At 41.5% G+C, this 13,421-nt stretch carries 9 protein-coding genes; 4 read left to right on the top strand and 5 right to left on the bottom strand.

From position 1 onward, the window contains the following. Window positions 1-57: 57 nt before the first annotated feature. On the top strand, window positions 58-402 hold the full coding sequence (locus BIZ36_RS11485; protein WP_187458050.1) for a pyruvate kinase: 345 nt from the start codon (window positions 58-60) through the stop codon (window positions 400-402). A 58-nt stretch (window positions 403-460) separates the two neighbouring features. Next, window positions 461-2,596: an outer membrane protein assembly factor BamB family protein gene (locus BIZ36_RS11480; RefSeq protein WP_187458049.1), complete on the top strand. Its 2,136-nt coding sequence runs from the start codon at window positions 461-463 to the stop codon at window positions 2,594-2,596. Window positions 2,597-2,602: 6 nt separating this feature from the next. Here BIZ36_RS11480 and BIZ36_RS11475 read toward each other — a convergent pair whose 3' ends face one another. Next, a complete protein-coding gene (locus tag BIZ36_RS11475) occupies window positions 2,603-3,343 on the bottom strand; it encodes an SOS response-associated peptidase (RefSeq protein ID WP_187458048.1) in 741 nt (246 codons plus the stop codon). A 79-nt stretch (window positions 3,344-3,422) separates the two neighbouring features. On the opposite strand from BIZ36_RS11475, the gene BIZ36_RS11470 reads away from it, so the two are divergent. Then, entirely contained in the window at window positions 3,423-4,961 is a 1,539-nt protein-coding gene (locus BIZ36_RS11470; protein WP_187458047.1) for a carboxylesterase/lipase family protein, read from the top strand. Between the two features lie 651 nt (window positions 4,962-5,612). Here BIZ36_RS11470 and BIZ36_RS11465 read toward each other — a convergent pair. The 4 genes from BIZ36_RS11465 to BIZ36_RS11450 all read right to left on the bottom strand — a co-directional run bounded on the left by BIZ36_RS11465 (window position 5,613) and on the right by BIZ36_RS11450 (window position 12,184). Then, entirely contained in the window at window positions 5,613-7,844 is a 2,232-nt protein-coding gene (locus tag BIZ36_RS11465; RefSeq protein WP_187458046.1) for a GH92 family glycosyl hydrolase, read from the bottom strand. 251 nt (window positions 7,845-8,095) lie between these two features. Further along, complete coding sequence (locus BIZ36_RS11460) at window positions 8,096-10,486, bottom strand: TonB-dependent receptor (protein ID WP_187458045.1); 2,391 nt, start codon at window positions 10,484-10,486, stop codon at window positions 8,096-8,098. A 110-nt stretch (window positions 10,487-10,596) separates the two neighbouring features. Beyond that, entirely contained in the window at window positions 10,597-11,241 is a 645-nt protein-coding gene (locus tag BIZ36_RS11455) for a bifunctional 4-hydroxy-2-oxoglutarate aldolase/2-dehydro-3-deoxy-phosphogluconate aldolase (RefSeq protein WP_187458044.1), read from the bottom strand. After that, window positions 11,234-12,184, bottom strand: a complete 951-nt coding sequence (locus tag BIZ36_RS11450; protein WP_187458043.1) for a 2-dehydro-3-deoxygalactonokinase — start codon at window positions 12,182-12,184, stop codon at window positions 11,234-11,236. The genes BIZ36_RS11455 and BIZ36_RS11450 overlap by 8 nt, the downstream gene beginning before the upstream one ends. 164 nt (window positions 12,185-12,348) lie before the next feature. Here BIZ36_RS11450 and BIZ36_RS11445 point away from each other — a divergent pair, with 164 nt between their 5' ends. After that, a complete protein-coding gene (locus tag BIZ36_RS11445; protein ID WP_187458042.1) occupies window positions 12,349-13,374 on the top strand; it encodes a Kelch repeat-containing protein in 1,026 nt (341 codons plus the stop codon). The last annotated feature ends 47 nt before the right edge of the window (window positions 13,375-13,421 follow it).

The following is a 13,421-nucleotide window of genomic DNA, read 5'->3' as shown; positions in this document are numbered from 1 at the left end:
AAGCAACAAAACTTAGCGAAAAAAAGAAGCCTTTTTAATTTTGTGGGTCTTTAGCCTATGAGACCTTTAGAAGTTGGAGATAAAGTTTACAATGTAACCCAAGACGGGTTTGATGACTTTAAACGTTACACTTTTTCCGTGGTGGTAAAATTGACCAAAACCTTGGCCATTTTAAAAAATGATGTGCGCCTGGTAAACGACCCCAAACCATCTTATATTATGGAAGATGTGGGCTATTCGGTCTATAGACAGCGCGGAATCCATTGGCACTTGGTTTCTCTGGACGCCATTCGGCAAGCGCAAATTGAGAACAAAAAGATTGAAGCTCACGATTGGTTTCAGCATAAGAAATTCACGCTTAAGGAAAAGCAATACATCTACGAGCTTTTTACCAAGAATTAAAATAGACTAATTCAATTTTTAATTTTTTAGTTACTTTTAAGAATACTACAACTCAACCATGTATTCTAGAAAAATAAGTATTCCATTGGCTTTAGGCTCGTGCTTTTTGCTGCTGTTCACCTCATGTAAAAAACCAGCTTCAAAGGAAGTTTCAAAAGAACACTACCAAACATGGTCTTCTTATCTTGGGGATCCCGGAAGGAACCATTTTACCACCCTATCCCAGATTACCCCAAAAAATGTTCATGAATTGAAAGTGGCCTGGACCTACGAGGCACAGGATTGGGGGCAAATGCAAATGAATCCGTTGGTCGTAGATAGTATGGTCTATGGGGTAACCGCTGCCTTGCGCGTCGTAGCCTTACATGCGGGAACCGGAAAAGAAATTTGGCAATATGGAGATTCAGTAAAAGTCTGGCATTCTACCAGTCGGGGCCTTTCCTATTGGAAAAAGGACACTGATCAACGCATTCTTTGTACGAGAGGTTCTGACCTCATCGCCCTCAACGCCTTGACAGGTGAACCGATTTTAACCTTTGGCAATAACGGCAAAGTTGACATGCGTAAGGGACTTCCGGAGAGTGAACAAAGCAAGTTTTTGATATCCAATACCCCGGGAACGATCTACAAAGACCTTATTATAATGTCTTTAAGGGTTTCTGAGGGAGCCGGTGCCGCTTTGGGAGACGTAATGGCTTTTAATGTTGTGACGGGAAAGCATGAGTGGAGTTTTAAAACCATACCAGATGTAGGTGAAGAGGGTTCGGAAACATGGGGAAATACCCGAATAAGAGAAAGCGAAATCGTAGGTGCCGCCAACAATTGGTCAGGAATGGCGGTTGATGAAGAATTGGAGATCATATATGTGCCTACCGGTTCCGCTGCACCAGATTTTTACGGCGGTGTAAGGCCGGGAAACAATCTTTTTGCAAATTCTCTAGTGGCATTAAATGCCAATACAGGTGAAAAATTATGGCACTTTCAGTTTACCCATCACGATATTTGGGATCGTGACCCACCAGCGCCCCCCAATCTAATTACGGTAGAAAGGGATGGTGAAAAAATTCCGGCGGTGGCGCAAGTGACCAAACAGGGTTATGTGTTTGTTTTTGACCGAAGAACTGGCGATTCACTTTTTGAGATTGAAGAGCGACCCGTTCCCGCTTCCACCCTGGAGGGTGAAAAAACGTCGCCCACCCAACCCTTTCCTGTAAAACCGAAGCCTTTCGCGCGACGATCAAATTCGCTCACGGAGGACGATATGAGTCCGTTTTCGGAAAATAAGGAAGAGTTATTAGAGGTTTTTAAAGAGGCGAACACCCAAGTGTATGCCCCTCCCAGTTTGGATCCCGTACTTTTATTGCCCGGTTATGATGGTGCTGCGGAGTGGGGCGGAGCCGGTGCCGACCCTGAAAATGGCATTATCTATGTAAATTCCAATGAAATGCCCTGGATTCTTAGAATGGGAGAGTCAGATAACAATACTTCCGGATTGCCCAAAGGGCAGGCAATCTACCAGCAAAATTGTGCAACCTGCCACCAAACCGATCGTAGCGGCGCTGCCGCAAGTGGTTTTCCTTCCCTCATCGACCTACAGTTTAGAAAGGACAAAGATGAGGTAACTTCCATTATTACCCAGGGAAAAGGAATGATGACGGGCTTTCCACAAATAAAAGGTGATGATATGGAGGCGCTATTACGTTTTTTATACGACCAAGAAGTTCAGCACTCCGTGGAGGAGGAAATTGTTAAAAAGGACAGCCTCCCCCCAGTTCCCTATAAGCATTTGGGATATAATAAGTTTTTGGATTCAAAGGGATTGCCGGCAATTGCTCCTCCATGGGGTACATTACATGCCATTGATTTAAATTCGGGCGATTTTCTCTGGAGCGTTCCTTTCGGGAATACCCCGGAATTCGGGGAAGATGGAATTGGTACGGGGACCGAAAGTTATGGCGGACCCATTGTAACCGAAAACGGACTCCTGCTCATTGCCGGTACCAGAGATGGGTTTTTTAGGGCCTTTGATCGTTATACCGGGAAGATACTTTGGGAATACCAGTTGCCTGCTCCAGCTTTTGCCACTCCGGCAACCTATGAATTTGAAGGAAAACAGTATATAGTTTTGGCCTGTGGGGGTGAAAAGCTGGGAACTCCAAAGGGAAATAAGATAATGGCATTTGCCTTGGAATAGCAGAAATTAATAATCTATCTCCATTTCGGCATAGTCCACTCGATCAACGATATTTTCCCGATTGGAATCCACTTTTGGACTGTAAAGGTCCTTGCTAATGGGGTAGGCGTTAAAATGATAATCCTGTAGGTCGTTTTGAATAACATCCAAAATATCTTCTTGCTCCAAGTTGTTATCCAGCCAATACGCCACTTCCTCCTCGGCTAAAATTACCGGTCTTCTGTTTTTGGTGTTATGAATTTCAGAAAACATTGGAGTTGCTTCTTGGGTCAATACCGTAAATGTTACAAAGCCGTCTTTGCTAATATTATATAGACCGGCCAAGTTCATGATTTCATGGTCTTTCAATTCAAAATAAAAGGGAATCTTAAATTTTTTAGGCGCTGTATGAGGTTCGTAAAATCCGTTTACGGGAATGATACAACGCCGGGTGTACACCTGATGCTTGTAAATAAAATGGTCAAAAAGTTTCTCGCTTTTGGCATTAAGTCCCGCGCCAAAACGAACCGCCTCTTTGTAGTATTCCTTACGGTCCGCACCTAATTTATTACTGGGCATAATGCCCCACATGGCCGGGGTAAAAGTCTCGGGTTCTTCTTGGGGTATGATCCACATGAGCGGGTGTGCGAAACCATTGGCATGATGGTGAATGAGTTCCCCAGGGTCTCTTGGCCCAACATTCTTGGTTTTTTGGTAATGTTCTTGAAGCTTATCCGCTTTTTCCTTCATTCTGGCACTAAAACACATGGCAGTCACTTATTTAGGTGAACATACACAAGGTACTAACAAATTTTTATACCTATTTTCATAGGAAATATAAAGAGCCATGAAATCAATGCTTCCGGTATTAATTGTGTTGTTTATTGCTTGCACAAAACCTGAAACTCCAAGAACAATAGTGCATACAGATAAGGGAATGGTTGAAGGATATAAAAATGCCGATGGAAATATCAGGATTTTCAAGGGGATTCCTTTTGCAGCGCCTCCGGTAGGCGATCTACGATGGAAAGCTCCGCAGCCAGCATCTTCATGGGAAGGAGTAAAAAAAGCGACGGAATTTGGCCCAAGCCCTATTCAGAACCCTCCGAAACCTTTTTACTGCTGGACGGAAGAATTTATAGCCCAACCCGATCCTCTAAGTGAAGATTGCCTTTATTTGAACGTATGGTCCGGTGTGCAAGAGGCGGAAGAAAAGCAACCGGTTTTTGTTTGGATATATGGGGGCGGACTCTCAAGCGGTTCTGCCAATTGTGCCATTTACGATGGTGAGGAAATGGCCAAAAAAGGTGTTGTATTCGTTAGTCTCAATTACAGGGTGGGCGCACTTGGCTTTATGGCACACGAGGAATTAAGCTCTGAAGCCGATAGTGGTACTTCCGGCAATTACGGTTTTTTAGACCAGATTGCCGCTTTAGAGTGGGTACAAAAAAACATTGATCGGTTTGGGGGTGACCCAAAAAACATAACCATTGCCGGTCAATCTGCAGGAGCCTATAGCGTGAACACCTTGATCTCATCGCCATTGGCAAAGGGGTTGTTCCATAAGGCTATATTACAAAGTGGCGGATTGTTCAACGGGTCTTTGCAAAAAGGTTTGGAAGAGGCAGAGCAGCAAGGAAAGTCATTTATGGATTTGGCCGGAGTGACTTCGCTTACTGAACTAAGGGCGCTTCCAACGGAAAAAATTCTGGAATTGAGTAAGCAAGAAAGTATAGGAAGGTTTGAAGTGACCAGAGATGGATATGTACTTCCAAGAGATATACATAAGGCCACTGCCAGCGGAAAATTTAACCAAGTGCCCATAATGGCCGGTTGGGTAACCGGAGACGGCTCCTTTATGGGAGAGTTTAATCAAACAGTGAAAGAATACAAGAAGGAGGCTGATTCTCTTTATGGAAAGGAGGCACCCACGTTTTTAGAGCTTTTTCCTGTAGCAGCAGAGGAAGATGTAAAAAAACAAAAGGCCAAATTGACCATGTTACGATTTGCCGGAATGACACCCCACATGTTAGCTGGGTACAATGCTAAGCCCACCTATGTTTACGAATTTGCCCATGTACCACCGGATAAACCCAATTTCCCCAACTACGGTGCTTTTCATACTTCGGAAGTTCCTTTTGTCCTGCATACCCTGCATACCTGGGAGCGTCCATGGAGACCTGAGGATAGGGATATAGAAAAAATGATGGCCACCTATTGGACCAATTTTGCAAAAACAGGGGACCCCAATGGTTTGGGTGTACCGCTTTGGGAACCCTATAAAAAGACAGCCGGAAATGTGCTGCGTATTTCAGACGCTACCCAAATGCAAAAGGAATACGTAAAGGCAGAACTGGATTTTTTGGAAAACCATATTACCTTTTAATAAGGCCAAAGAAAAAAATAGCCCAGAGCTAAAAGTATGGCAATGGTAACTCCAAAACAGCCCACAAAAAAACAACTTTTAAAAACATCCTTGGAACGGACAACTTCTTCTTTCATAGGTGGAAGATAATGCAACCGAATCAATTATAGATTGGGAGAATAAACAATTTAGGGATGTTTTTTTGGAAGCTTTCGGAATTTTTTTCCAAAGAATTCTCCAGGAAGCAAACCTTCCCGGAAAACCTTTGGTGACTAAAAAGAAATACTAACAAATTATGGTAAGATCATTTAAATTATAGGTTGCCTGAATTTGGGGGAAAGGCACCTTTTGATGATCTGTATGTTTCTTTTTTTGACTAAAAGATAATTGCGTAGCTGATTTCAACATCAACGTTTCAATTTCTTCTTGTAATATCCATTACGAACATTGCAAATTTACCAATAGTAAATCTTAGGAAGTTAAGCGAAGGTTATACTAACTTTATCAAATCTAATACAGCAGGCTTGAAGACAAAATAATAGTAGTAAATGCCCATATAATAGGGGTTATTTTCAATTGGGACAGTGAAAATTTACAAACCAAAAGGTTTTTACTATTTGTAAAAGGAAGATACGCTCCGGTTACCTTACTTATCTTTAAAAAATCACCTTTTTATTTGATGATAGTTAAGCGCTTGCCATTGATTAAGTCCTCATGTGAGATAAATGGTGTTTTCATCTTTTTTCCGTTTAGGAAAACCTCCCTTTCTAGGTTCACAGCTTTTGAAGATTCCTTTGTAATTACCAATTCTCCACCTCCATAATAGGATGGGTCCAGTTTTATGGTAACGGTATCAAAGGTTGGTATGGTAATGGTGTAAATGGGTGTGGCCGGACTCACAGGATAAATTCCCATCATACTAAAAACCGCCCATGCACTCATAGTTCCCGTATCGTCATTTCCGGGCAGACCTGCTGGTTCATTTTTAAAATACGTTTCTAAAAGCTTACTGACCAATTGGTCCGTTCGCTGGGTTTCTCCTTTTACATAATTGAACAAATAGGGATAAGCGATATCTGGCTCATTGGCCATATCGAACTGATTTTTGTCAAAAACCTGCTGTAATTTATTCGTGAACGATTTTGAACCTCCCATTAAATTCATAAGACCTTTTACATCATGGGCCACCATAAAGGAGTATTGCCAAGCATTTCCTTCTATGAACCCAAGGTTTTTTACAAAATTAGCTCCGGTCTCCGGGTTGTATGGGGTAAGCCAACTACCATCATCGTTTTTAGGGCGAAGTAAATTAAACTCCTTGTCAAACAACTTTCTATAGGAAATGGAACGCTTGGAAAAACGTTTGTAATCTTCTTTTTTACCTAAGGCTTTGGCCAATTGCGCAATGGCATGATCAGAAATATTATATTCCTGCGTGGTTGACACGGAACCACTTTTGGTAGTTTTAGTAGTGAGGTAGCCTTTTTCAATATAATCCTTAAGACCTGGCCGTAACGGATTCCCTTCTAACTGTTCCGCACTTTTTAACATGGCCTCGTAGGCAAGTTCTATATCAAAATCCTGAATTCCCTTAAGGTAGGTATCTGCCAGAACAATACCCGCCGGATCACCTACCATGGTGGTTGTTTCCGTAGCATTGAGTTCCCATTTGGGCAGCCAACCAGACTCATCATACACTTGTAACATACTTTTTACCATATCTGATTGCTGTTTTGGATACACCAAACTCATTAATTGATGGTAATTCCGGTAAGTATCCCAAAGTGAAAAGGCAGTATACCGCGTGTCTTTGGTCTTTAGGGTTTCCCTGGTTTGCATTTTAGGATATTCCCCATTGGCATCGTTCAGCGTACTTGGGTGGATCTGGGTATGGTATAATGCCGTGTAGAAAATGGTTTTATCCTCTTCTGTTCCGCCCTCAACTGTTATCGTAGACAACTGTTTGTTCCATTTATCATGGGCTTCTGCCAATAGGGTTTCAAAATCTTTATCCTGCGTTTCTACCTTTAAATTTTCACGTGCATTTTCAATGCTTACATAGGACACCCCCACTTTAACGGATACCGTTTTGGGTTGTTTAAAATTATATCGCATATACGCACCTATACTGTCTCCTACTACAGCCTGCCTAAAACCTTTTTTGACACGGGTTTCGCCATTGGTTACCATCCATTGTGACTCCAGACCGTTATATTTACGGGGCTTTTTCCAAACACCGTATTCTTCTGCAGGCTCTGAGAATTGTGCCACAAAATAGATGGGGTAGCTTTCTTCTGATTTGTAATAACAAAAAGAACCAACCATGCGCATACCTTCTATTTCGGTTGGGGAAACAACCTTTACTTGGGCGCCTTCTTCATTGGTCAATCCAAGGCCTAAATTCAACAGAACATTAGCCTCCCCTGCGGGGAAATGGTATTTACTTACCCCCGTTCTTGTAGTTGCCGTAGCCTCTACCTTTACCCCGTACTTATCTAAGGTATTGGTATAATAACCTGGTTTTGCAGCCTCATTACTATAAGTAGATCCGTATTGCTCGTGATCGGTAACCAAAGCTCCAGTTGTTGGCATGGTAATGATTACTCCCAATTCCGGACAACCAACCCCACTAAGGTTTACATGACTAAACCCCGTTAAATAGGGATTCTCATTTACGTAGGGTGTAGAAAACCATCGGCTATCCTTCTCCATAGGTAAATTTTGTGGCCCGGCCACATTAAAGGGAGAGACGTTGGCCATTCCCCTAACAGCAATAGGCCCCGGGTTAGTGGTGCCAAAATTAGAGGTGCCAATAAACGGATTTACATAGTCTACTGGTTTTTTTTGTGCTATGGAAACGGTTGTTATAAGACAGGATATGACAAGAAAAAATCTAATTTTCATTAACTAAGATATAAGGGTGTTCAACTATACGTGAATTGGCAAATATAGTAGATTGAAGGAGAATTCATTTTTGTCCAAAGTATATGAAACCCTTTAAAACCCTTATAACCTTTGTTGATTTATGGTTTACGAATAAATCAGCACCACATTAAGTAGCAATGAAAAAATAGTTAGCTAATAAATGCTAAATTTTTAATTGACTAGGTACTCAAAACCGTATGTAATAACTCTCTATTAGTTAGTAAAATTGATTAAAATCGCTTTTGCCCTGAAAACTCCATTGCCTCCCCTTTTCCAAACCCAAAGCTGATTCCAAAAGTGATAAAACGCCCTTGCTGGCTAAAATCACGACGGTAAAAAGCATCATTAAAGGTTTGTGACTCCCTAATTCTCGAAGCGAAGACATCGCGCACGCTTAAATTTAAAATAGCCTTACCCTTGAAAATCTTTTTTCGTGCACCAAAGTCCATAAAAAGGTTTTCGGTAACTTCTTGCTGTAGGGTTCTATAGTCCGATTGATAATTACCAACTAATTCAATATCCACATCGGCAGGTAACTTTATTTTGGTCATTAGCCTATTGGTCCATTGATTGCCCGAAAAGTCGAAAGAACTTCCATCAAATTCACCTTCCCTAGAAAAGTGGCTGTAGTTAAAGTCATTGGTAAAAGAAAGCCAGCGCACTGGAATATACTTGGCGTTGAACTCCACCCCTGTTGTGTTGTTGGTGCCAATGTTCTCCGGTCTTGAAAGGGTTGCATCCTTTCCATCTTCCAAGACTATGTTTTCTACAATGGTCTCTACTACATCTTCCGTTACCCTATAAAAAGCTCCTATATTCATGTTTAAGTTGCCAATTTTATAGATACTGGTTACCTCAAAACTGTCTGTATATTCCGGTAAAAGATCAGGGTTACCAGACCGTCTGTTAATATTGTTCCTAATATTGATAAATGGATTTAAATCCCACAATCTGGGTCTAAATATCCGCTTGGAATACCCTGCTTGCAACGAAAGGTTGTCACTGAATTTGTAGGATGTATGACCGCTTGGGAAAAAGTTGTTGTAATTCTGGTCATTGCGCTCATTGGTATTCTCGAGTAAGGTGTTTACTTGAGTGTCCTCAAAACGCATTCCCATTTTTAGGCCCCATTTTTCACCTTCGTAGGCCGCGGTTCCATATAGGCCCAGAACTTTTTGTGTCCATTCAAAAACATTGGTCAGATCCGGGTCTTCAGTATAGGAGGAACCATTAAAATTACTGATGGCAAAATCATTCTCCACGTCATTGATTTGATATTGAGAACCTGTTTCAATGGTATACTTTTCTGCCCAAGGGTGCGTATAATCTATTTTAAAAATATAGTCCGCCTGCCCAAAATCGGTTCTACTACGCTGTAATTCATCCGCTAGGCCATCGGTAACATACAGGTTTTCAAAATCAGAAGTCTGGTCTTTTGCAAAGAGGTTTCCTGTGGCGCTCACCAATAACATTTGATCTTCATTACCTTCAAAATCTTTTTTGTACTGTAGCTCATAGGCATACTTAGGATTGGTAGCCTCCGTTTTCTCGTTACGATCATAGGCTTGGGTAAGGCTGTTACTGGAGTCAAAAGTGCTAAAGAGGGCAGCTGCGTTCTCCGTTTCCCATTCATAGGCGAAATTTCCGGAAAGTGTGAGCACATTGTATTCGTTTATGTGGTAATCCGTACCCAATATTAGATTAAAAAAGGTTTCGTTTTTGTCGCTTTCCCCAAAACTATTGGTGTAATTTCCGGTTTCCAAATTGCGGTTTTCGCTTTCGTTATCGCTGGGAAAAGTTCGGTGTCCAAAACCAATCTGACTAAAAAGATTGAATTTTTCGGTACGGCTATTTAGGCTAAAACCAACACTATGGTTATTTGGGGTTCCGGTATTAAGGGTAACAGCGCCGTTCAATCCCCGCTTTTCCTCCTTTTTTAAAACGATGTTGATAATCCCCGACGTTCCCTCTGCATCATATTTGGCAGATGGATTGGTAATGACCTCTATTCGTTCGATCATATCCGCAGTTAAGGTTCCCAAGGCGTTTCCCTGCTCATTAGCAATGACCGAAGGTTTTCCGTTCACCAACATTTGAACTCCTTGGCTCCCCCTAAGACTTACTTGTCCCTCAATATTCACGGTTACGGATGGTACATTGTTCAATACTTCCAAAGCACTGGCGCCTGTGCTGCTTAAATCTGCTCCCACATTAAAAACCCTTTTATCGAGCTTAAATTGGGTTTGGGAAATTTCGCCTTCAACCACCACTTCGCTCAATTGTTGCGCATCTTCCTTTAAGGTAATTGTGCCCAATTCTATTTGTTTTTGGCCTAAGGGAATATCATCTAAGCGCTTGGTGGTAAATCCCATAAAACTTACCTCTACATAAAAATCATTGGAATCGACTTCTAGTTGAAAACTTCCATCTTCAACAGTTGTGGTGCCGCTAATTGGTTTGTTATCCGATGGATTTCCCGCTAAAACCGTAGCAAATTCAATAGGTACTCCAGAAGCATCTACAATTTTACCAGAGATTAATTTAGGGTTGGTTTGTGACAATGCACCGTTTGAAATAAATAAAAAAGCAAGAATTAGAGTGTAAAAAGCGTATTTGGTCATGTTTTTAATAGAAAAGTTGAAGTCTCAAATATAAAGACCCACGGGTAGAAAGCCACTTTATTTTATCTGAACGACCATCTAAGCCAAGTAAACGACCAAAACTACACTCTTTAGTGTTCTTTAATTTTGTCAACAATCTCCTTGAATTCCATTAAATGGTTTTCCAAAGCTGTCAAATCATCTCGTTCTATTAATTCTTTTGGAAAGAGATGTCCGCCCATTCCGGCACCAATGGCACCAGCCTTAAAGAAGTCCTTAATATTTTCCTTGTTTACGCCTCCTGTAGGAAGTAGTTTTATTTGGTCAAGTGGTGCAAGAACATCCTTAATATACTTTGGGCCCAAGGTTGCGGGAAAAACTTTAACTGCCGAAGCCCCTAAAACCCATGCCTTATAAATTTCAGTAGGGGTATAGGCCCCAGGGAATATTGGAATATTGTTCTGTTTACAATGAATGATAACCTCTTCATTAATGATGGGCGTTACAATAAATTGCGACCCGGAAGAAATAGCTATATTTAAATCGTCCATAGAGCATACCGTACCAACACCAACGTTTAATTCAGGAAATTCCTTGAGTAGGGATTGTACGGTCTCCGGTACCTGGGGAGAATTCATGGTTACTTCAATAGTGGTAAACCCGCATTTTAGATAGCTGCCCGCTAACCTTAGTACTTCCGTAGTGTTCAAACCGCGAAGAATGGCCACAATAGGGGTTTGGTAAAAACGCTCCCAAGAGAAAACGGGGTTATCCATGATTTTGTAAAAGTTTTAATTGACCAACCAAGAGGGCTTTTTGCATATCTTCCCCACTAATACAGGTCAGATAATCCTTTGGTAAGATATAAGTTAGGGCTCGTTTGTAAAGTTCTGCGCTAATTCCTGAAGCTCCTAAATACACGGGCTCATACTTATCCGCTATTAATTTAAGTTCACTTCCTATCAATAGACCGGAAAGAAAAAACGAATTTTCAATAGGGTTGGCCTCATTAAGAAGGGTATTGGCCCTAATGGAAAAAAAATAGGACATGGCATCTGCGCTCAATGCCCTTTTTACTCCATCTAAAAAGACACCCTCAAATTGTGGCTTCCATTCACTTTGCTCCAAGGAGGTGGCTAGAATACTGTTTTGGGATATGATTTCAAATAGCTCTCCTGTCATATAGGTTTTAAAATGACGGAATTCACTATTGAAGAAAGAGATGTGTTTAGAATGTGTCCCCGGCAATATTAAAAGCCCTTTTTCTGTCTTTGGGAGAAGGTCGGCAAGACCAAGGGCTTGTGTTTCCTCTCCCCTGATAACATCGTTGTCCGTCTTAACCCCGGATACCAAAATTAAGGGCTGTCCTCCGGTACACTCAAGATATTCGCTGGACAAAGTACTCCCGTTAAAGTTCATGGGCATTTGGGCATACGGTAGCTCTTTCATTCCAATGGAAGAGGATAGCATACCGGAAGCTACCACGGGAATGGTTTCAGGGTTTTTCCCATTTAGGGAAGTTATCTCCTTGATTAAATACGAACAATAAAAGTCTGTTCGTGATTGGGCCTGTTGATGGGTGAAGTCCCTAAAATGCTTTTTTATTCCTTGATTGCTGGTGTGTTGGGAAATTATCTTAAGCGTATCGGTAGCTACCAACCGAAGTCTAAAATTACTGGTTCCCCAATCGCAGCTAATAAATTGTTTTGGCAATCCCATTTTTAAGTTGGTATGCGCTAAAGATAACAATTAGCCCTAAATACGCATGGGTGATTATCGTTCAAATATGGATATATATGCGTCTCACACATTTATGAACTATTCTTGTTAGCCGCATGAATTAATGTGTATTTTTAATTGATGAATTTTAAAATTAAACAGGTATGTTCCACTTTAGAACAATGCTTCTTATAATGTTTGTGATGGCCAGTTGCAAAGAAGTTAAGAAAGACGAAAGCGTAGAAACCGAATCAAATAACACTCCTGAGGAATATGTTTGGAAAGTGGTTGAACCTGAAAAAGGAAGTCTTCCTGTAGCTCGTCATGAAGCCGCCTTTGTTCAAGTAGGAGACAAATTCTACCTTTTAGGAGGAAGGGATATAAGGCCCGTAAGCATCTATGATACAAAAACTAAAATTTGGACAAAAGGTGAACAACCTCCCATTGAACTGCATCATTTTCAACCAGTGGTTTATAAGGATAAAATCTTTGTAATTTCTGCCCTAACGGGCGGATGGCCAGACGAAACTCCTACGGAGTATGTGTATATTTATGACCCTGATACCGATAAATGGAGCCAAGGTCATGAAATTCCGGAAGAAAGAAGAAGGGGTTCTACCGGAAATGTACTGCATGGAGATAAAATTTACGTAGCATGCGGAATTAAGAACGGGCATATAGGGGACCATAAAAATTGGTTGGATGTCTACCATCCAGAAACTGGGGAATGGGAAGTTTTGGCAGATGCCCCGCGACCAAGGGACCATTTTCAAGCGGTTTTGGCCAATGGAAAAATTTATGCTCCCGCAGGAAGGAATACGGGTATTGAACCGGAAAACCCATTTGGAGGTACGTTGGCAGAAGTAGATGTCTATGACATTGAAAGCAATACGTGGGAAACCCTTAACAACCCTTTGCCAACCATGCGTGCCGGTAATGCCGCCCTATTGGTAAATGATGAGGTGTGGGTAGTTGGCGGTGAATCTTCCACCCAAGAGAAGGCACATGAACATGTGGAGGCCCTTAACCTTAATTCCAATGAGTGGCATGCGCTACCTCCCTTAAATCAAGGAAGACATGGCACCGGACTTATCTTGTTCAAAGATGAGGTTTATATAGCCTCGGGGTGTGGAAACAGAGGGGGAAATCCCGAACTGGACACTATGGAAAAATATGGTCCCAAAATCTAATTTTCAGCCATTAAATTTACTGTTAATTTGGATGGGCATATCTAAAA

The organism is Cytophaga sp. FL35 (genome assembly GCF_014349235.1).
Lineage (GTDB): Bacteria > Bacteroidota > Bacteroidia > Flavobacteriales > Flavobacteriaceae > Euzebyella.
This window is presented reverse-complemented; position numbering and strand designations above follow the sequence as displayed.

Coding starts and splice junctions, on each gene's coding strand:
- BIZ36_RS11485 (WP_187458050.1), top strand. CDS start 58: ATGAGACCTTTAGAAGTTGGAGATAAAGTTTACAATGTAACCCAAGAC.
- BIZ36_RS11480 (WP_187458049.1), top strand. CDS start 461: ATGTATTCTAGAAAAATAAGTATTCCATTGGCTTTAGGCTCGTGCTTT.
- BIZ36_RS11475 (WP_187458048.1), bottom strand. CDS start 3,343: ATGTGTTTTAGTGCCAGAATGAAGGAAAAAGCGGATAAGCTTCAAGAA.
- BIZ36_RS11470 (WP_187458047.1), top strand. CDS start 3,423: ATGAAATCAATGCTTCCGGTATTAATTGTGTTGTTTATTGCTTGCACA.
- BIZ36_RS11465 (WP_187458046.1), bottom strand. CDS start 7,844: ATGAAAATTAGATTTTTTCTTGTCATATCCTGTCTTATAACAACCGTT.
- BIZ36_RS11460 (WP_187458045.1), bottom strand. CDS start 10,486: ATGACCAAATACGCTTTTTACACTCTAATTCTTGCTTTTTTATTTATT.
- BIZ36_RS11455 (WP_187458044.1), bottom strand. CDS start 11,241: ATGGATAACCCCGTTTTCTCTTGGGAGCGTTTTTACCAAACCCCTATT.
- BIZ36_RS11450 (WP_187458043.1), bottom strand. CDS start 12,184: ATGGGATTGCCAAAACAATTTATTAGCTGCGATTGGGGAACCAGTAAT.
- BIZ36_RS11445 (WP_187458042.1), top strand. CDS start 12,349: ATGTTCCACTTTAGAACAATGCTTCTTATAATGTTTGTGATGGCCAGT.